Annotated in this window: 19 protein-coding genes and 1 tRNA gene; all 20 read left to right on the forward strand. The window is 56.2% G+C overall.

Features of this window, described 5'->3' with window-relative positions; genetic code table 11:
* Positions 1 to 49 precede the first annotated feature (49 nt).
* The 20 genes from yaaA to KHU29_RS04650 all read left to right on the forward strand — a co-directional run bounded on the left by yaaA (position 50) and on the right by KHU29_RS04650 (position 18,238).
* Complete coding sequence (gene yaaA / locus KHU29_RS04555) at positions 50 to 826, forward strand: peroxide stress protein YaaA (RefSeq protein ID WP_211451506.1); 777 nt, start codon at positions 50 to 52, stop codon at positions 824 to 826.
* Between the two features lie 47 nt (positions 827 to 873).
* Complete coding sequence (locus KHU29_RS04560) at positions 874 to 1,122, forward strand: PALP domain-containing protein (protein WP_246541494.1); 249 nt, start codon at positions 874 to 876, stop codon at positions 1,120 to 1,122.
* Between the two features lie 123 nt (positions 1,123 to 1,245).
* A complete protein-coding gene (tpiA, locus tag KHU29_RS04565; RefSeq protein ID WP_211451507.1) occupies positions 1,246 to 1,995 on the forward strand; it encodes a triose-phosphate isomerase in 750 nt (249 codons plus the stop codon).
* 86 nt (positions 1,996 to 2,081) lie between these two features.
* Positions 2,082 to 2,510, forward strand: a complete 429-nt coding sequence (secG, locus tag KHU29_RS04570) for a preprotein translocase subunit SecG (protein WP_211451508.1) — start codon at positions 2,082 to 2,084, stop codon at positions 2,508 to 2,510.
* Positions 2,511 to 2,594: 84 nt separating this feature from the next.
* Positions 2,595 to 2,679 (forward strand) — tRNA-Leu (locus tag KHU29_RS04575).
* 146 nt (positions 2,680 to 2,825) lie between these two features.
* Positions 2,826 to 3,185 carry an NADH-quinone oxidoreductase subunit A gene (locus KHU29_RS04580; RefSeq protein WP_092357601.1) on the forward strand — a complete coding sequence of 120 codons (360 nt, stop codon included), beginning with the start codon at positions 2,826 to 2,828 and terminating at the stop codon, positions 3,183 to 3,185.
* Positions 3,186 to 3,188: 3 nt separating this feature from the next.
* Entirely contained in the window at positions 3,189 to 3,665 is a 477-nt protein-coding gene (locus tag KHU29_RS04585) for a NuoB/complex I 20 kDa subunit family protein (protein ID WP_014005578.1), read from the forward strand.
* 9 nt (positions 3,666 to 3,674) lie between these two features.
* Positions 3,675 to 4,271 carry an NADH-quinone oxidoreductase subunit C gene (locus KHU29_RS04590; RefSeq protein WP_092357603.1) on the forward strand — a complete coding sequence of 199 codons (597 nt, stop codon included), beginning with the start codon at positions 3,675 to 3,677 and terminating at the stop codon, positions 4,269 to 4,271.
* Positions 4,271 to 5,524 (forward strand): NADH-quinone oxidoreductase subunit D, encoded by a 1,254-nt coding sequence (locus KHU29_RS04595; RefSeq protein ID WP_211451509.1) that lies wholly within the window; start codon positions 4,271 to 4,273, stop codon positions 5,522 to 5,524. The genes KHU29_RS04590 and KHU29_RS04595 overlap by 1 nt, the downstream gene beginning before the upstream one ends.
* Positions 5,525 to 5,728: 204 nt before the next feature.
* Positions 5,729 to 6,220 carry an NADH-quinone oxidoreductase subunit NuoE gene (gene nuoE, locus KHU29_RS04600; protein ID WP_092414423.1) on the forward strand — a complete coding sequence of 164 codons (492 nt, stop codon included), beginning with the start codon at positions 5,729 to 5,731 and terminating at the stop codon, positions 6,218 to 6,220.
* Positions 6,217 to 7,512: an NADH-quinone oxidoreductase subunit NuoF gene (gene nuoF / locus KHU29_RS04605; RefSeq protein ID WP_211451510.1), complete on the forward strand. Its 1,296-nt coding sequence runs from the start codon at positions 6,217 to 6,219 to the stop codon at positions 7,510 to 7,512. Before nuoE ends, nuoF begins: the two co-directional genes overlap by 4 nt.
* Positions 7,513 to 7,672: 160 nt before the next feature.
* Entirely contained in the window at positions 7,673 to 10,039 is a 2,367-nt protein-coding gene (gene nuoG, locus KHU29_RS04610) for an NADH-quinone oxidoreductase subunit NuoG (protein WP_211451511.1), read from the forward strand.
* Positions 10,039 to 11,106 (forward strand): NADH-quinone oxidoreductase subunit NuoH, encoded by a 1,068-nt coding sequence (gene nuoH / locus KHU29_RS04615; RefSeq protein ID WP_211451625.1) that lies wholly within the window; start codon positions 10,039 to 10,041, stop codon positions 11,104 to 11,106. The genes nuoG and nuoH overlap by 1 nt, the downstream gene beginning before the upstream one ends.
* A gap of 17 nt (positions 11,107 to 11,123) precedes the next feature.
* Entirely contained in the window at positions 11,124 to 11,612 is a 489-nt protein-coding gene (nuoI, locus tag KHU29_RS04620) for an NADH-quinone oxidoreductase subunit NuoI (protein WP_092414420.1), read from the forward strand.
* A gap of 83 nt (positions 11,613 to 11,695) precedes the next feature.
* Positions 11,696 to 12,364 carry an NADH-quinone oxidoreductase subunit J gene (locus KHU29_RS04625; RefSeq protein WP_211451512.1) on the forward strand — a complete coding sequence of 223 codons (669 nt, stop codon included), beginning with the start codon at positions 11,696 to 11,698 and terminating at the stop codon, positions 12,362 to 12,364.
* Between the two features lie 12 nt (positions 12,365 to 12,376).
* On the forward strand, positions 12,377 to 12,685 hold the full coding sequence (nuoK, locus tag KHU29_RS04630) for an NADH-quinone oxidoreductase subunit NuoK (protein ID WP_092439381.1): 309 nt from the start codon (positions 12,377 to 12,379) through the stop codon (positions 12,683 to 12,685).
* A gap of 91 nt (positions 12,686 to 12,776) precedes the next feature.
* Entirely contained in the window at positions 12,777 to 14,807 is a 2,031-nt protein-coding gene (gene nuoL / locus KHU29_RS04635) for an NADH-quinone oxidoreductase subunit L (protein WP_211451513.1), read from the forward strand.
* A 67-nt stretch (positions 14,808 to 14,874) separates the two neighbouring features.
* On the forward strand, positions 14,875 to 16,365 hold the full coding sequence (locus KHU29_RS04640; RefSeq protein ID WP_211451514.1) for an NADH-quinone oxidoreductase subunit M: 1,491 nt from the start codon (positions 14,875 to 14,877) through the stop codon (positions 16,363 to 16,365).
* A 42-nt stretch (positions 16,366 to 16,407) separates the two neighbouring features.
* Positions 16,408 to 17,913 carry an NADH-quinone oxidoreductase subunit NuoN gene (nuoN, locus tag KHU29_RS04645; RefSeq protein ID WP_211451515.1) on the forward strand — a complete coding sequence of 502 codons (1,506 nt, stop codon included), beginning with the start codon at positions 16,408 to 16,410 and terminating at the stop codon, positions 17,911 to 17,913.
* A 4-nt stretch (positions 17,914 to 17,917) separates the two neighbouring features.
* Positions 17,918 to 18,238: a DUF2818 family protein gene (locus KHU29_RS04650; RefSeq protein WP_211451516.1), complete on the forward strand. Its 321-nt coding sequence runs from the start codon at positions 17,918 to 17,920 to the stop codon at positions 18,236 to 18,238.
* Positions 18,239 to 18,318: the final 80 nt, after the last annotated feature.

Here is an 18,318-nt window from a genome sequence, read left to right on the forward strand (position 1 = left end):
CGGTATCATTGCGGACATTCTTCTGTTTTTTTGTTTATTTGGATGTCACATGCTGATCGTTTTGTCGCCCGCAAAGTCCCTTGATTACAACACTCCCAGCACGACCGAAACGCACACTACCCCGGATTTCATCGACCACTCGGCAGAGTTGATCAGCGTCTTGACGCAACTGTCGCCAGCCCAGATCGGCAGCATGATGAAGATCTCCGATCCGCTGGCGCAGCTGAATACGGCGCGTTTTGCGTCGTGGTCGAAGAAATTCACCAGCAGTAATTCCAAGCAGGCGATCATGGCCTTCAACGGCGATGTCTACGAAGGTCTGGATGCGGCCTCCTTGAACACTACCCAGTTGAACTATGCGCAGAGCCGCATCCGGATTCTGTCAGGCTTGTATGGCGTGTTGCGGCCGCTGGACCGGATGCAGCCGTATCGGCTGGAAATGGGCACCAGCCTGGCCAACCCGCGCGGCAAGAATCTCTACGCTTTCTGGGGCGATACGGTGACCCAGGCGTTAAACCAGCAGCTGAGCCAGCAAAAATCCGACACGCTGGTGAACCTGGCGTCCGAGGAATATTTCAAGGTGGTCCGGCCGCAAGTGCTCGACGCCAGTATCGTCACGCCGGTATTCGAGGATTGGAAAAACGGCAGATACAAGATTATTTCCTTCTATGCCAAACGGGCGCGCGGCATGATGGCGCGCTACGCCGCATTGAACAAAATCACCAATGCGGAAAAACTCAAGGCATTCGACCTGGGCGGCTATCAATATATCCCGCAGGATTCCGATAGCAGCCGCTGGATGTTCCGCCGACGCGTGGCGGAATAGGCGCCCAAACGCAGCACGTCGGCAAGCTGGTGTTGTCGATTCTGAAAATGTGTGTAAAAGACATCGTTACCGTGAGCGACGATCAATTGCGCACGCAAATGCAGTTTTTTGCCGAACGGATGAAGATCGTGGTCGAGCCGGCCGGTTGCCTGGCTGCGGCCGCAGTGATGCACCGGGTCGTGGCGTTTTCGGGAGCAAGAGTCGGCGTAATGGTGAGTGGCGGCAATGTCGATATGGCACTTTTTGCGCGGAGTATTGCTGCTGCGAAAGCATTTTCTTGCGTTGCCTGGCGCTAGAATCATGCTGTCAGCCCATGGCTCGACTGTAAAATCGGCCGCCATATATTTCTTGCCGGTTTGACCGCTTTCCCTCCGACGCGTTAGAATGCCGGGTTATTGAAAACCTAGGCCTTGGTAAATATGCGTCGTAAACTTGTAGCGGGTAACTGGAAGATGAATGGCAGTCTGGTTGCCAATGCTGCATTGATAGCGGAAATCAAGGCTGGCCTGACGGCGCAGGCTTGCGATATCGCCTTATGCGTACCGGCCCCTTATTTCGCCCAATGCCAGGCTGAGCTTGCCGGATCGGCAATTGCCTGGGGTGCTCAAGACGTTTCCGCGCACGCCGCAGGTGCTTATACCGGCGAAGTCGCGGTCAGCATGTTGCAGGATTTTGCATGTCAGTACGCTATCGTCGGCCATTCCGAGCGGCGCGCTTATCATGCTGAAAGCGATGCGTTGGTGGCGCAGAAGGCAGTACGTGCTCTGCAGGCCGGCGTTACACCTATCGTATGCGTCGGCGAAACTTTGGCCGAGCGTGAAGCCGGCCAGACCGAGGCTGTAGTAGGGCGGCAGCTGGCAGCGGTGCTGGATGTGCTGGATGCTGCTGATCTGGCGAAGGTTGTGGTGGCGTACGAACCAATGTGGGCAATCGGGACCGGCAAGACGGCGACTCCGCAAATGGCGCAAGATGTGCACTCGGCCTTGCGCGCAAAACTGGCTGGGAAAAATCCTGCGGCTGCGGTCGAGGTAAAGATTTTGTATGGCGGTAGCATGAAGCCTGACAATGCCGCCGAATTGCTGGCCATGCCGGATATAGATGGTGGTTTGATCGGTGGCGCAGCGTTGAAGGCGGTTGATTTTCTGGCGATCGTCGCTGCAGCCCGGTAGTCCGGATTTGGTAATTTAGTAAAAACAAAGAATCATAAAGAATCACAAAGAATCACAAAGAATCAACTCTCATTGGAAATCATTAAATGAACACAGTATTTAACATCATTGTCATCGTTCAGGTGTTGTCGGCGTTGACGATTATCGGCCTTGTGCTGCTGCAGCATGGCAAGGGTGCCGATATGGGTGCGGCTTTCGGCTCCGGCGCTTCAGGTAGTTTGTTTGGCGCCACCGGTTCTTCGAATTTCCTGTCGAAGTCGACCGGCCTGGCGGCGGCGATTTTCTTTATCGCGACTTTGGCGTTGGTGTACCTGGGTAATCATCGTTCGGCAGTGACCGGCGGCGTGATGGAAAATCTGCCGGCAGCTTCGGCGCCTGCACCTGCAGCAGCAATTCCAGCGACATCGGCAGAGCCGGTTGCGGCGCCTGCAGCTGCTTCCGGATCGGCTAGTGCGGCTGCTTCCGTGCCTGCACCGTCGACGGGTAGCGCGCAGTCGAATCAAATTCCTAAATAAGTAGTCTTAAGAGTGAAATTGCTGACTTTTAACTCGATTGTGCATTGAACAAAAGTACCAAATCAGGTTAAAATAGTCGCTTATGCCGACGTGGTGAAATTGGTAGACACGCTATCTTGAGGGGGTAGTGGCGAAAGCTGTGCGAGTTCGAGTCTCGCCGTCGGCACCAAAGAATATGAGGCCAGCAACGGTTGCCCCTGCGCTGGCTTTTTGTCGAGGAACTTGTGGCGTGGTTTGCCGGATTGGGGGCGTCAGGTTTGAGAATTCGAACCGGCAAATCATTCTGCTAATCGTTCAAACTACTGGCGCAAAATCGTGAACCTCGAAAATTATTTTCCCGTCCTGCTGTTTATTCTGATCGGTATCGCGGTTGGCATTGCCCCGCAAGTGCTCGGTCGTGTACTTGGGCCGCATCGGCCCGACTCCCAAAAAACTTCTCCATACGAATGCGGTTTTGAAGCATTCGAAGATGCGCGCATGAAATTCGATGTGCGTTATTACCTTGTCGCCATTTTGTTCATTTTGTTCGATCTGGAAACCGCATTTTTCTTCCCGTGGGGGGTTGCCATGCGCGACCTCGGTTGGCAGGGCTTTATCACGATGATGGTGTTTATCGCTGAATTCGTGGTGGGCTTCTGGTATATCTGGAAACGCGGCGCTCTGGATTGGGAGTAAGCGATGTCTATTGAAGGTGTATTGAACGAAGGCTTTGTCACCACTACGGCTGACAAACTGATCAACTGGACCCGCACCGGCTCTTTGTGGCCGATGACGTTCGGCCTGGCCTGCTGTGCCGTGGAAATGATGCATGCCGGCGCCTCGCGCTACGACATGGACCGTTTTGGTGTAATCTTCCGGCCGTCGCCACGCCAGTCTGACGTGATGATCGTGGCAGGCACGCTGTGCAACAAGATGGCGCCTGCCTTGCGCAAGGTGTACGACCAGATGCCGGAGCCGCGTTGGGTGATTTCCATGGGCTCCTGCGCTAACGGCGGCGGCTACTATCACTATTCGTATTCGGTGGTGCGCGGTTGCGACCGCATTGTGCCGGTCGATATTTACGTTCCTGGCTGCCCGCCGACTGCAGAAGCGCTGTTGTACGGCATTATCCAGCTGCAAAACAAGATTCGCCGCACCAATACGATTGCGCGCTAAGAGAACACCATGACGACCAAACTGGAAACCCTGGAAGCCGCCGTGCGCAATGCGCTTGGCGACGACCTTCAAAGTCTGACAGTGGCCTTTGGCGAGATCACGATCGTGGTCAAGGCTTCGAATTACCTGTCAGCGATGCGCGTCCTGCGCGATCATGCCGATACCCGTTTTGAAGAACTGATCGACCTCTGCGGCGTCGATTATTCGACCTATGGCGACGGTATCTGGGAAGGCGCCCGTTTTGCGGCGGTTTCCCATCTGCTGTCGATCGAACACAACTGGCGCCTGCGCGTCCGCGTGTTTGCACCGGACGACGAAATGCCGATGCTGGCTTCGCTGACCGATATCTGGGCTTCGGCCAACTGGTATGAGCGTGAGGCTTTCGACTTTTTCGGCATCCTGTTCGAAGGTCACAACGACTTGCGCCGCATCCTCACCGACTACGGCTTCATCGGCCATCCGTTCCGCAAGGATTTCCCGGTGTCGGGTTATGTCGAGATGCGCTACGACGCTGAGCAAAAACGCGTAATTTATCAACCCGTAACGATCGATCCGCGCGAAATTACGCCGCGGGTGATTCGTGAAGAACATTACGGGATCAAATAATGGCAGAAATTAAGAATTACACGCTGAACTTCGGTCCGCAACATCCGGCCGCGCATGGTGTTTTGCGCCTGGTGCTGGAGTTGGATGGTGAAGTCATCCAGCGTGCCGACCCGCATATCGGCCTGCTGCATCGCGGCACCGAGAAATTGGCGGAACAAAAAACCTATCTGCAGTCAGTGCCTTACATGGATCGCCTCGACTACGTGTCGATGATGTGTAACGAGCATGGCTACGTGATGGCGATCGAACGTCTGCTCGGTCTTGAAGTGCCGCTGCGCGCGCAGTACATCCGCGTCATGTTCGATGAAATCACGCGTCTGCTGAATCACCTGATGTGGATCGGCGCGCATGCGCTGGACGTCGGTGCGATGGCAGTGCTGCTGTACGCATTCCGCGAACGTGAAGATTTGATGGATTGCTACGAAGCCGTTTCCGGCGCCCGCATGCATGCTGCCTATTACCGTCCGGGCGGCGTTTACCGCGATCTGCCGGATACCATGCCGCAGCACAAGGCATCGCTGGTGCGCAATGCAAAAGCCATCAATGCCCTGAACGAAAATCGCCAGGGTTCCTTGCTGGACTTCATCGAAGATTTCACCGTGCGCTTCCCGAAATACGTGGATGAGTACGAGACTCTGCTGACCGATAACCGTATCTGGAAGCAGCGTCTGGTCGGCATCGGCGTGGTGTCGCCAGAGCGCGCCAAGGCGATGGGCTTTACCGGCGCGATGCTGCGCGGTTCCGGCGTTGAATGGGATTTGCGCAAGAAGCAGCCGTACGAAGTGTACGACTTGCTCGACTTCGATATCCCGGTCGGCAAGAACGGCGATTGCTATGACCGTTACCTGGTGCGGGTTGAAGAAATGCGCCAGTCCAACCGGATTATCAAGCAATGCGTAGAATGGCTGCGCAACAACAGCGGCCCTGTGATGACAACCAACCACAAGGTTGCGCCATCGTCGCGGGTCGACATGAAATCCAACATGGAAGAGCTGATCCATCACTTCAAGCTCTTCACTGAGGGATTCCACGTGCCGCCGGGCGAAGCTTACGCCGCAGTGGAGCATCCAAAGGGCGAATTCGGCGTGTATATCGTGTCGGATGGCGCCAACAAGCCGTACCGCTTGAAAATCCGTGCACCTGGCTTCCCGCATTTGCAGGGTTTGAACGAAATGGCCAAGGGCCACATGATTGCCGATGCCGTTACCATCATCGGTACGCAAGATATAGTGTTCGGCGAAATCGACCGTTAAGGAGACTCTAAGAACCTACTGCGCGACTCAATCCCTGGTCTGCGATGCTCGCTGTACTAAAGTACAGCTCCGCTTCTCGACCAGACCTTGAGCCGCTCGCTACGGTTCTTAGAGTCTCCTGAAGTCAGTTGCTGAATCCTATGGAATTTATGCGAATTTGTTACTAACTACTCGCGCAAAACATCGCGCACGAATGGCCAACACATGTTGTTAAGTCAAGATACATACAAAAAGATCGATCGCGAAGTAGCGAAATTCCCCGCCGACCAGAAACAGTCGGCGGTGATGGCCGCTCTGGCGATTGCACAGGATGAAAAGGGCTGGCTGGCGCCGGAAACCATGCAGGATGTCGCGGATTACCTCGGCATGCCGGCTATCGCGGTGCAGGAAGTCGCGACCTTTTACAATATGTACAACACCAAGCCGGTCGGCAAGCACAAGATCAGCATCTGCACCAATCTGCCATGCCAGTTGTCCGGCGGCGATCGGGCGGCGGAGCATCTGAAGCACAAGCTCGGCATCGGTTTCCGTGAAACCACCGCAGACGGCCAGTTCACCCTGGTTGAAGGCGAGTGCATGGGCGCTTGCGGCGATGCGCCGGTGCTGCTGGTCAATAACAAACGCATGTGTAGCTGGATGTCGAACGAAAAGATTGACGGCTTGTTGGCGGAACTCAGTGAGGTAACCCCTAAATGACCAGTTTGCACAATCGTCATATCAATCCGCTGATCCTGGCTAACCTGGACGGCGACAACTGGCACTACGCCGATTACGTCAAGCGCGGCGGCTATACCGCCCTCAAGCGCATCCTCTCCGAAGGCATTACGCCGGAACAAGTCATCGCTGAACTGAAAGCCGGTTCGCTGCGCGGCCGCGGCGGTGCGGGTTTTCCTACCGGCCTGAAGTGGAGCTTCATGCCGCGTCAGTTCCCGGGACAAAAATACCTGGTCTGCAATACCGACGAAGGCGAGCCTGGCACGTTCAAGGATCGCGACATCATTCGCTACAATCCGCATTCGCTGATTGAAGGCATGGCCATCGGCGCTTACGCCATGGGCATCTCGGTCGGCTACAACTACATCCACGGCGAAATCTGGTCCGGCTACGAGCGCTTTGAAGAAGCGCTGGAAGAGGCGCGTGCCGCCGGTGCGTTGGGCGACAAGATTTTCGGCAGCGAATTCAACTTCCAGCTGCATGCATTCCACGGTTATGGCGCCTACATCTGCGGCGAAGAAACCGCATTGCTGGAATCGCTCGAAGGCAAGAAGGGCCAGCCGCGCTTCAAGCCACCGTTCCCGGCCAGTTTCGGCCTGTACGGCAAGCCGACCACGATCAACAATACCGAGACCTTCGCAGCCGTGCCGTTCCTGCTGAACATGGGCGGCGAAGCCTATGCGGCACTCGGCAAGCCGAACAACGGCGGCACCAAGATCTTCTCGATCTCGGGCGACGTCGAAAAGCCGGGCAATTACGAAGTGCCGTTGGGCACACCGTTTGCCAAGCTGATGGAACTGGCTGGCGGCATGCGCGGCGGCAAAAAGATCAAGGCCGTGATCCCTGGCGGTTCGTCCGCACCGGTGATCAGAGGCGAGGTCATGATGGATACCGATCTCGATTACGATTCGATCGCCAAGGCCGGCTCGATGCTCGGTTCCGGCGCAGTGATCGTGATGGACGAAACGCGTTGCATGGTGAAATCGCTGTTGCGCCTGTCGTACTTTTATTTTGAAGAATCCTGCGGCCAGTGCACGCCATGCCGTGAAGGCACGGGCTGGCTGTATCGCCTGGTGCATCGCATCGAAACCGGACACGGTCGTCCGGAAGACATGGATCTGCTGGATACGGTAGCGGGCAACATCATGGGTCGCACCATTTGTGCGCTCGGCGATGCGGCAGCGATGCCGGTGCGCGGCTTCCTGAAGAATTATCGCGAAGAATTTGAGTATCACATCGAGCATAAACACTGCTTGGTGCCTGCATATGTTTAAGGCTAACTGCCGCGTCATCCTCGCGAACGCGGGGATCCAGGTTACTGCTTAGGATCGCAGCTAGGATGGATTCCCGCGTTCGCGGGAATGACGGGGTGGGGTTATTTAGAGTATGGCGCAAACAGCGCGTGCAAAACACTTAGGCAAGAAAAGCAAAGCCATGGTTGAAATCGAAATAGACGGCAAGAAAGTGGAAGTCCAGGAGGGCAGCATGGTAATGGATGCTGCCAACAAGATTGGCACTTACATTCCACATTTCTGCTATCACAAAAAACTCTCCATTGCGGCCAACTGCCGCATGTGCCTGGTCGAGGTGGAAAAAGCGCCGAAGGCCCTGCCTGCCTGCGCCACTCCAGTAACTGCCGGCATGATCGTGCGCACCAGCAGCGACAAGGCGACGACTGCGCAAAAGAGCGTGATGGAATTCCTGCTGATTAACCATCCGCTGGATTGCCCGATCTGCGATCAGGGCGGCGAATGCCAGTTGCAGGATTTGGCGGTCGGCTACGGTAAATCGTCCTCCCGCTACGAAGAAGAGAAGCGTGTCGTGGCGCCGAAAGATGCCGGCCCGCTGATCTCGATGCAGGAAATGAGCCGTTGCATCCAATGCACCCGCTGCGTCCGCTTCGGCCAGGAAATCGCCGGCGTGATGGAGTTCGGCATGGTCGGTCGCGGTGAACACTCCGAGATCACTACCTTCGTCGGCAAGACTGTCAACTCCGAACTGTCCGGCAACATGATCGATCTGTGCCCGGTCGGCGCATTGACATCGAAGCCGTTCCGCTATAGCGCCCGTACCTGGGAATTGTCGCGCCGCAAATCGGTCAGCCCGCATGATGGCCTTGGCGCCAACCTGGTGGTGCAAGTCAAATCCGGCAAGGTGATGCGCGTGCTGCCGCTGGAAAACAACGATGTCAACGAATGCTGGCTATCGGACAAGGATCGCTTCGCCTATGAAGGCCTGAACAGCGCCGAACGCCTGACCAAGCCGATGCTCAAGCAAGACGGCAAATGGCAGGAAGTCGAATGGCAAACTGCGCTGGAATATGTGGCGCATGGTTTGCGTAACATTCGCCATGAACATGGTGCCGACGCGATTGCCGCTGTCGGTACGCCGTATTCGACACTGGAAGAATTGTCGCTGCTGCAAAAGGTGGTGCGTGGCCTGGGTTCGGAAAACATCGATTTCCGCCTGCGTCAGTCCGATTTCGCCCTGGATGGCAAAGTCATGCCATGGCTGGGCATGTCGATCAACGAATTCGCACAGCTGGATCGCGCTTTCATCATCGGCTCGTTCCTGCGCAAGGATCATCCGCTGTTGTCGGCACGGCTGCGCCTGGGCGTCAAGCGCGGCGCCAAGCTGAGCATCCTGCATGCAGCTGACGACGATCTGCTGATGCCGGTCGCTAACAAGATGATCGCCGCGCCGTCGGCCTGGTTGTCGGTATTGGGTCAGGTGGCGGTTGCTGTGGCACAAGCCAAGAGCATCGCAGTACCTGCCGGCTTCGAGAATGTCGAAGCTTCGGCTGAAGCCAAACAAACTGCTGCCAGCCTGTTGTCCGGCGCTGCGAAAGCGGTATTGCTCGGCAACGCAGCGGCACAGCATCCGCAAGCTTCGCAGCTGCACGCAGTGGCGCAATGGATTGCACAGCAGACTGACGCCAGGTTCGGCTACATGACTGAGGCTGGCAATACTGTCGGCGGTTATTGGGCGAATGCATTGCCTGCCGCCGCGAAGGGTGGAAAAAGCGGCCGCAACGCGCAACAAATTTTCGCTCAGCCGCACAAGGCTTATGTGTTGTTGAACGCTGAACCGGAGCTGGACAGCTATGATCCGCAAGTCGCTGTTGCGGCACTGAAGCAGGCCGAGATGGTCGTGACTTTATCCGCATACAAACACGGCGCCGACTATGCCGACGTGTTGCTGCCGATTGCACCATTTACCGAAACCTCCGGCACTTTCGTCAATTGCGAAGGCCGTGCTCAAAGTTTCAACGGCACCGTCCGTCCGATGGGCGATGCCCGTCCGGCCTGGAAGGTATTGCGCGTACTGGGTAACCTGCTGGGCCTGACTGGTTTCGACTACGACACTTCCGAAGCAATTCGCGATGAGGTGCTGGGTACTGGTGAAGTTGCGGAAGCCAATCTGTCAGCACGTCTGAACAACTTCAGCGATCTGGTGCCGCAAGCTGCAGGTCAAGCTGCAACCCAGACTGCGAACAGCGGTTTGGAACGTTTAGCCGATGTGCCTATTTATTTCGCCGATGCGATAGTGCGTCGTGCGGCCTCGTTGCAGGAAACCGTTGACGGCCAGGCGCCGCAAGCATGGTTGTCGGCAGCGCTGGCGGCAAAACTGGGTATCGCCGCTGGCGATCGCGTCAACCTCAAACAAGGGCAGGGCGTTGCTGCGCTGGCCGCGGCGATCGATCCTTCGCTGCCGGAAAATGTGGTGCGGGTAGCCGCTTCGCATGCCTCGACCGCAGCCTTGGGTGCGATGTTTGGTTCTATCGTAGTGGAGAAAGCATGATGGATCATTTCATCGCCGCCATCAATGCCACCGGCGCCGACTGGTTCGGTTTCCTCTGGCCGCTGATCTGGAATCTGATCAAGATCATCGTCGTCGTCGTGCCGCTGTTGCTGTGCGTAGCCTACATGACTTACTGGGAACGCAAGCTGATCGGCTGGATGCATATCCGTCTCGGCCCTAACCGGGTGGGTCCTGCCGGTTTGCTGCAACCGATCGCCGATGCCCTCAAGCTGTTGCTGAAGGAAGTCACCTTGCCGGCACGCGCCAACAAGGTACTGTTCTTCATCGCACCGATCATGACCATCATGCCGGCCTTGGCTGCGTGGGCAGTGGTGCCGTTCGGTCCGGAAACTGTTTTGGCTAATGTCAACGCCGGCCTGCTGTTTGTGATGGCCATCACTTCGATGGAAGTCTACGGCGTGATCATTGCCGGTTGGGCGTCCAACTCAAAGTATGCGTTCCTCGGCGCGATGCGCGCTTCGGCGCAGATGGTGTCCTACGAAATTGCGATGGGCTTTGCCCTGGTCATCGTGTTGATGGTGTCGGGTAGTTTGAACCTGACCGAAATCGTGATGGCCCAAAGCAAGGGTTATTTCTACGATCACGGCGTCGGCGTGCTGTCGTGGAACTGGTTGTCGTTGCTGCCGGTGTTCGCGATTTACTTCATCTCGGGGATTGCCGAAACCAACCGTCACCCGTTCGATGTGGTGGAAGGCGAATCGGAAATCGTCGCCGGTCACATGATTGAATACTCGGGCATGTCGTTCGCGATGTTCTTCCTGGCCGAATACGCCAACATGATTCTGATCTCGATCCTGGCAACGCTGCTGTTCCTGGGTGGCTGGGCATCGCCGCTGGCAATGCTGGATTGGATTCCTGGCTGGATCTGGCTCGGCATGAAGACCTTCTTCATGTTGTCGCTGTTTATCTGGGTACGCGCTTCGTTCCCGCGCTATCGCTATGACCAGATCATGCGCTTGGGCTGGAAAGTATTTATCCCGTTGGTTCTCACCTATCTGGTGATCGTCGCTGCCTGGATTCAAAGTCCGTGGAATATCTGGAAGTAATGGAAGGTTTAGTGTAAATGGAAGCCATCAAGGATTTTTTCGGCAGTTTAATGCTGCTGGAGTTGCTAAAAGGGCTGCGGCTGACCGGCCGCTACCTGTTCGCACGCAAGATTACAGTGCTGTTCCCGGAAGAGAAGACGCCGCAATCGCCACGTTTTCGCGGCTTGCATGCGCTGCGCCGCTACCCGAACGGTGAAGAGCGTTGCATCGCCTGCAAATTGTGTGAAGCGGTTTGCCCGGCAATGGCGATCACGATCGAGTCCGAGCAGCGTGAGGACGGTTCGCGCCGCACCACGCGTTACGACATCGATCTGACCAAATGTATTTTCTGTGGTTTCTGCGAAGAGTCTTGCCCGGTCGATTCGATCGTCGAGACCCATATCCTGGAATATCACGGTGAAAAACGTGGCGATCTGTACTACACCAAGGAAATGCTGCTGGCGGTAGGTGATCGTTACGAACCTGAAATTGCTGCGGCACGCGCAGCGGATGCTGCGTATCGCTAACTGTTTGATTAGTTGGGGACAGAGTAATTCGCCACGCTACGGTGGCTCTTAAACTCTGTCCCACAATTTGTTTATAGGCCATTATGGAATTTAAGACCTTCTTGTTCTACGCGTTTTCGGTGGTGCTGGTAATCGCCGCCTTACGCGTAATTACCGCACGCAACCCGGTGCATGCCGCGCTGTTCCTGGTGTTGTCGTTTTTCTCCGCGGCCGGTATCTGGATGTTGTTGAAAGCGGAATTCCTGTCCATCGTGCTGGTGCTGGTGTATGTCGGCGCGGTGATGGTGCTGTTCTTGTTCGTGGTGATGATGCTGGATATTAACCTCGACAAGATGCGAGAAGGATTCTGGGGGTATTTCCCGGTGGCGGCGACAGTCGGCACGGTTATCGTGCTTGAAATGGCTGCCGTCATATTCCACGGTTTCCAAGGTTCAGATGCCGACGTTCCTGCGGCCTCGGCCAACATCGGCACCACCAAGGCGCTGGGTATGCTGATCTACACCGAATACGTGTACGCCTTTGAAATTGCCGCCGTCGTGCTGCTGGTGGCGATCGTTGCCGCCGTCGCCCTGACATTGCGCCGCCGCAAAGACACCAAGTATTTTTCACCTTCTGCTGCAGTCAAGGTCAAGAGCACCGACCGGGTTCGCATCGTGAAGATGAAATCGGAAGCCAAGGTCGACCCGGTTGCGCCTGGAGGTTCTGTTAACCCTGCCGCTAACCCCGTTGCACCAGCGGCACCACAAAAATAACAAGGACGCAATATGGCACTTTCGCTCGCTCACTATCTGATCCTTGGCGCGATCCTGTTCTCGATCGGCATCGTCGGCATTTTCCTGAATCGCAAAAACCTCATCGTGTTGATGATGGCAATCGAATTGATGCTGTTGGCGGTGAACATCAACTTCATCGCATTTTCGTATTACCTGGGTGATGCGGCCGGACAGATTTTCGTTTTCTTTATCCTTACCGTAGCAGCTGCCGAAGCGGCGATTGGCCTGGCAATCCTGGTGGCGTTGTTCCGTAACCTGGACACCATCAACGTGGAAGATCTGGACAGCCTTAAGGGCTAAGCGGTTTGTTCCTGCAAGGGCAGGTTTGCCGGAACAAGAGTAAGCAGATAAAGAATACACAGACACATAACGAATAAAGATAAGGTTCATCATGGCGGGGCAACTTAACCCACAATTACTTCTTGCCGTACCGTTGGCGCCTCTGGCTGGCGCTGCGATCGCGGGCTTATTCGGTACCAAATTCTTCGGCAACCTGGTCGGTCGCAAGACTTCGCACACGGTCACGATCCTGGGCGTGCTGATCGCCCTGATCATCTCCGTGCAGACCTTGCTGCAGGTGATCGACGGCGCCACATTCAACGGTACCTTGTACACCTGGATGACGGTAGGCGGCGTCAAGCTGGAGATCGGCTTCCTGGTCGACAGCCTGACCGCGATGATGATGTGCGTGGTGACCTTCGTCTCGCTGATGGTGCATATCTATACCATCGGCTACATGAAAGACGACGAGGGTTATAACCGTTTCTTCGCCTATATCTCCCTGTTCACGTTCTCGATGCTGATGCTGGTCATGAGCAACAACTTCCTGCAGCTGTTCTTCGGCTGGGAAGCGGTGGGGCTGGTGTCGTATCTGCTGATCGGTTTCTGGTACACCCGTCCGACTGCGATTTTCGCTAACATGAAAGCGTTCCTGGTCAACCGTGTCGGCGACTTCGGCTTCATCCTCGGCATCGGCTTGTTGCTGGCGTATTCCGGCTCGATGAACTACACCGAAGTATTCGCGCAAAAGGGCATGCTGGCGCAACTGACCTTGCCGGGCAGCGACTGGATGTTGCTGACCGTAGCCTGTATCTGCCTGTTCATCGGCGCCATGGGTAAGTCGGCGCAGTTTCCGTTGCACGTCTGGCTGCCGGATTCGATGGAAGGCCCGACCCCGATTTCCGCACTGATCCACGCCGCTACCATGGTGACCGCCGGTATTTTCATGGTGACCCGCATGTCGCCGCTGTTCGAATTGTCCGACACCGCGTTGTCGTTCATCCTGATCATCGGCTCGATTACTGCCTTGTTCATGGGTTTCCTCGGCGTCATCCAGACCGACATCAAACGCGTGGTGGCTTACTCCACCTTGTCGCAGCTCGGCTACATGACCGTGGCCCTGGGTGCTTCGGCATACTCGGTGGCGGTGTTCCATCTGATGACGCATGCGTTCTTCAAGGCCTTGCTGTTCCTTGGCGCCGGTTCGGTCATCATCGGCCTGCATCACGATCAAGACATGCGCAACATGGGCGGCCTGCGTAAATACATGCCGATTACCTGGATCACTTCGCTGGTGGGCTCGCTGGCATTGATCGGCACACCGTTCTTCTCCGGTTTCTATTCGAAGGACAGCATCATCGAAGCGGCTCACGCATCGACGCTGTTCGGTTCCGGCTTTGCCTACTTTGCAGTGCTGGCAAGCGTGTTTGTCACGGCTTTCTATTCGTTCCGCATGTATTTCATGGTGTTCCATGGCGAAGAGCGTTTCGGCCTGGCGCACAATGGCCATGAACATGACGACGAAGAGCCGGGCCATCATGGCCTGGAACCAGGCCAGAAACCGCACGAGTCGCCTTGGGTGGTGACCTTGCCGCTGATCCTGCTGGCGATTCCATCCGCCATCATCGGCTTCTTCGCGATCGAGCCAATGCTGTTCGGCAGCTTCTTCAAGGACGTGATTTTCGTCAATGAGGCGCACCATGCAATGGAAGAGCTGCGCAATGATTTCCATGGTCCGGTCGGCATGGTCGCGCATGCATTCAGCTCGGCGCCGTTGTGGCTGGCCATCGCCGGCGTGGCGTCAGCGTATTACTGCTACATGGTTAATCCGCGTCTGCCGGCAGCGATCAAGCAGAAGTTCCTGCCGATCTTCACGGTGCTCGACAATAAGTACTACATGGACAAATTCAACGATGTGGTGTTCGCCGGTGGCGCCCGCATGTTGGGCCGCGGCTTGTGGAATGCCGGCGACCGTGGCCTGATCGACGGCCTGATCGTCAATGGCAGCGCCAAGGCAGTCAACTGGTTCTCGAAAATTACCCGTCTCTGGCAGTCCGGATACATCTATCACTATGCATTCGTGATGATTATCGGCGTGCTGGGTTTCCTGGTTTGGTTCATGCCGTTCCCGTTTGCCAAATAAGCAGCTAAAGCAAATTCAGCAAATTCAGCAAACTCGGCATACTCAGCAAGGTAGATAAATAATAAATATGATGCAGTCAACTTTCCCTCTTCTCAGCCTCGCGATCTGGTGTCCGGTCGCGTTCGGTATCCTCGTCCTGGCAGTGGGCCGCGACGACAATCCAACTCTGGTGCGCTGGCTTTCGCTGCTAGGCGCATTGGTCAGCTTGGTGGTGACCTTGCCGCTCGTGAGCCAGTTCGATAACGGTTTCCATGGCATGCAGTTTGTTGAAAAGGCCGCCTGGATCGACCGCTTCAACATCAATTATTTCCTGGGTATCGACGGCATCTCGTTGTGGTTCGTGCCGCTGACGGCCTTCATTACCGTGATGGTAGTGATCTCGGCCTGGCAAGTGATCGAGAAGAAAGTCGCGCAATACATGGGCGCCTTCCTGATCCTGTCTGGCGTGATGATTGGCGTCTTTTGCGCGCTGGACGGCTTGCTGTTCTACGTTTTCTTCGAAGCGACGCTGATCCCGATGTTCATCATCATCGGTGTCTGGGGCGGCGCCAACCGCGTCTACGCAGCGATCAAGTTCTTCCTGTACACCCTGATGGGTTCGCTGTTGATGCTGGTTGCATTGCTGTACCTGTATTTCCAGTCGGGCGGCAGTTTCGACATCCTGACCTGGCATCAGCTGCCGCTGACGATGACGGCGCAGATCCTGATTTTCCTGGCTTTCCTGTTGGCGTTTGCCGTCAAGGTGCCGATGTGGCCGGTACATACCTGGTTGCCGGACGCCCACGTCGAAGCGCCAACCGGCGGCTCCGTGGTACTGGCGGCAATCATGCTGAAGCTGGGCGGTTACGGTTTCCTGCGTTTCTCGCTGCCGATCACACCTGACGCCAGCCACTATCTGGCCGGTTTCATCATTACCTTGTCGCTGATCGCCGTGATCTATATCGGCCTGGTGGCGATGGTGCAGAACGACATGAAGAAGCTGATCGCCTATTCGTCGATTGCCCACATGGGTTTCGTCACCCTCGGTTTCTTCATTTTCAACGACATCGGCTTGCAGGGCGGTATCGTGCAAATGATCTCCCACGGTTTTGTGTCCGGCGCAATGTTCCTGTGTATCGGCGTGCTGTATGACCGCATGCATACACGTGAGATCGCCGCGTATGGTGGCGTGGTCAATGTCATGCCGCGCTTCGCTGCCTTGTTCGTGTTGTTCTCGCTGGCCAATTCCGGCCTGCCAGGCACCTCCGGCTTCGTCGGCGAGTTCATGGTGATCCTGGGCGCGGTCAAGTTCAATTTCTGGATCGGGCTGCTGGCTGCAACCGCGTTGATCCTGGGCGCGGCGTATTCGCTGTGGCTGGTCAAGCGTGTGGTGTTCGGTGCTGTTACCAATTCGCATGTGAAAGAGATGCTGGACCTGAACAAGCGTGAGTTCTTCATGCTGGGTGTGTTGGCGATTGCCGTCATCGCGATGGGCGTGTATCCGGCGCCGTTCACCGATGCGATGCAAGTATCGGTAGCCGATCTGCTGAAGCATGTCGCGATCACCAAGCTAAACTGACTACATAGTGTACCGAGTGCATAAAAAATAAGCGGCAAATAAATGAATAACATGAATCTGATCCCTGTTTATCCGGAAATCTTTCTGCTGATTGCGACCTCGGTCGTGCTGCTGATCGATATGTTTGTTTCGGATGCCAAACGCCATTTCACCTATTACCTGACGCTGGCCGTGCTGGCTGTGTGTTTCGTATTGACGCTGGGTGCGTTCCAAAGCGGGGAGACGGTCTACACTTTCCACAACATGTTCGTCTCGGACCCTCTGAGCAGCCTGTTGAAGCTGGTTTCTTATGTGGCAGTCGGCATCACGCTGGTGTATTCGCGTCGTTATGTGAGCGAACGCGGCATGGTCAGCGGTAACCTCGGCGGCGAGTTCTATCCGTTGGCGCTGTTTGCCTTGCTGGGTCAGATGGTGATGATCTCCGGCAGCAATTTCCTCAGCATTTACCTGGGCCTGGAATTGATGTCCTTGTCGCTGTACGCACTGGTGGCATTGCGCCGCGATAGCGCTGTCGCGACTGAAGCGGCGATGAAATATTTCGTGCTGGGCGCAATGGCTTCCGGTTTCCTGCTGTACGGGATGTCGATGCTGTACGGTGCTACCGGTTCGCTCGACCTGGTGGAAGTCACCCGCGCTGCGTCCTCCGGCGGCATCAACCCGACCGTATTGGTATTCGGCGTGGTGTTCGTGGTGGCTGGCCTGGCGTTCAAGCTTGGCGTGGTGCCGTTCCATATGTGGGTGCCTGACGTCTATCAAGGCTCACCGACTGCAGTCACCCTGTTGTTGGGCGGCGCACCTAAGCTGGCGGCTTTTGCGATTTGCTTCCGCCTGCTGATCGAAGCACTGTTGCCCCTGGCTTTCGACTGGCAGCAAATGCTGACCGTGTTGGCAGTGCTGTCGATGGCCATCGGTAACATCACCGCGATTGCGCAGACTAATATCAAGCGCATGCTGGCGTATTCGACCATTTCCCACATGGGTTTCATGCTGCTCGGCCTGCTGGCCGGCGTGGTCGACGGTAATCTGTTCTCGGCGGCTAATGCCTATAGCTCGGCCTTGTTCTATTCGATCACATACGTGCTGACTACGCTCGGTACCTTCGGCGTGATCATGCTGCTGGCACGTTCCGGTTTCGAAGCGGAAAGCATGGACGACTTCAAGGGTTTGAATCAACGCAGCCCTTGGTTTGCTGGCGTGATGCTGGTGTTGATGCTGTCGCTGGCAGGTATCCCGCCATTGGTCGGCTTCTACGCCAAATTGTCCGTGCTGCAGGCCGTGCTCGGCACTGGCCAGGTCTGGCTGGCGGTGGTCGCCGTGGTGTTCTCCCTGATTGGCGCCTATTACTATCTGCGCGTGATCAAGCTGATGTATTTTGATGAGCCGCAAGATAGCTCGCCGATTGTCGCGCACCTTGATGTGCGGGTATTGCTCAGCCTGAATGGCCTGGCAATGCTGGTGCTCGGTCTGTGGCCTGGCATGCTGATGGATGCGACTACCACGGCGATCGTCAAGACCTTGACCTCGTTCCTTGGCAAAGTAGTGTCCTGATTCCGTGAACGTCTCTCTCTCCAGCTGGTTCGTGATTCTGTTGGCGCTGCTGGCCGCCAACCTGCCGTTTTTTAACGAACGGCTGTTCGCACTGATTCCACTCAAATCCCGCAGCCAGGGCCAGGCTGCGGTCAAGCCGGTCTGGATGCGCTTGCTGGAGCTGTTGGCCCTGTATGCGCTGGTCGGCGCCGTCGCCTACGTCCTGGAAGCGAATATCGGCAATACGTTCACGCAACGCTGGGAGTTTTATGCGGTCACCGGCTGCATGTTCCTGGTGCTGGCCTATCCCGGCTACGTATTGCGCTATCTGAAGAAACACCGCTGAGCTAGCCGCGTCGGCGTGGAACGGTGCCCTGGCACCGTTTGCACCGCCAGGTATTACAATCTCCCTATCTGGCGTGCCTT

The organism is Collimonas antrihumi (assembly GCF_018304965.1).
GTDB lineage: Bacteria > Pseudomonadota > Gammaproteobacteria > Burkholderiales > Burkholderiaceae_D > Collimonas > Collimonas antrihumi.

Bases quoted from the DNA above. Each gene is read 5' to 3' on its own strand.
- KHU29_RS04585 (WP_014005578.1), top strand. From the start codon at position 3,189: ATGTCTATTGAAGGTGTATTGAACGAAGGCTTTGTCACCACTACGGCT.
- nuoK (WP_092439381.1), top strand. From the start codon at position 12,377: ATGGCACTTTCGCTCGCTCACTATCTGATCCTTGGCGCGATCCTGTTC.
- nuoI (WP_092414420.1), top strand. From the start codon at position 11,124: ATGGAAGCCATCAAGGATTTTTTCGGCAGTTTAATGCTGCTGGAGTTG.
- nuoG (WP_211451511.1), top strand. From the start codon at position 7,673: ATGGTTGAAATCGAAATAGACGGCAAGAAAGTGGAAGTCCAGGAGGGC.
- secG (WP_211451508.1), top strand. From the start codon at position 2,082: ATGAACACAGTATTTAACATCATTGTCATCGTTCAGGTGTTGTCGGCG.
- KHU29_RS04595 (WP_211451509.1), top strand. From the start codon at position 4,271: ATGGCAGAAATTAAGAATTACACGCTGAACTTCGGTCCGCAACATCCG.
- KHU29_RS04625 (WP_211451512.1), top strand. From the start codon at position 11,696: ATGGAATTTAAGACCTTCTTGTTCTACGCGTTTTCGGTGGTGCTGGTA.
- nuoE (WP_092414423.1), top strand. From the start codon at position 5,729: ATGTTGTTAAGTCAAGATACATACAAAAAGATCGATCGCGAAGTAGCG.
- KHU29_RS04560 (WP_246541494.1), top strand. From the start codon at position 874: ATGTGTGTAAAAGACATCGTTACCGTGAGCGACGATCAATTGCGCACG.
- nuoH (WP_211451625.1), top strand. From the start codon at position 10,039: ATGGATCATTTCATCGCCGCCATCAATGCCACCGGCGCCGACTGGTTC.
- nuoN (WP_211451515.1), top strand. From the start codon at position 16,408: ATGAATAACATGAATCTGATCCCTGTTTATCCGGAAATCTTTCTGCTG.
- nuoL (WP_211451513.1), top strand. From the start codon at position 12,777: ATGGCGGGGCAACTTAACCCACAATTACTTCTTGCCGTACCGTTGGCG.
- KHU29_RS04640 (WP_211451514.1), top strand. From the start codon at position 14,875: ATGATGCAGTCAACTTTCCCTCTTCTCAGCCTCGCGATCTGGTGTCCG.
- tpiA (WP_211451507.1), top strand. From the start codon at position 1,246: ATGCGTCGTAAACTTGTAGCGGGTAACTGGAAGATGAATGGCAGTCTG.
- KHU29_RS04590 (WP_092357603.1), top strand. From the start codon at position 3,675: ATGACGACCAAACTGGAAACCCTGGAAGCCGCCGTGCGCAATGCGCTT.
- nuoF (WP_211451510.1), top strand. From the start codon at position 6,217: ATGACCAGTTTGCACAATCGTCATATCAATCCGCTGATCCTGGCTAAC.
- yaaA (WP_211451506.1), top strand. From the start codon at position 50: ATGCTGATCGTTTTGTCGCCCGCAAAGTCCCTTGATTACAACACTCCC.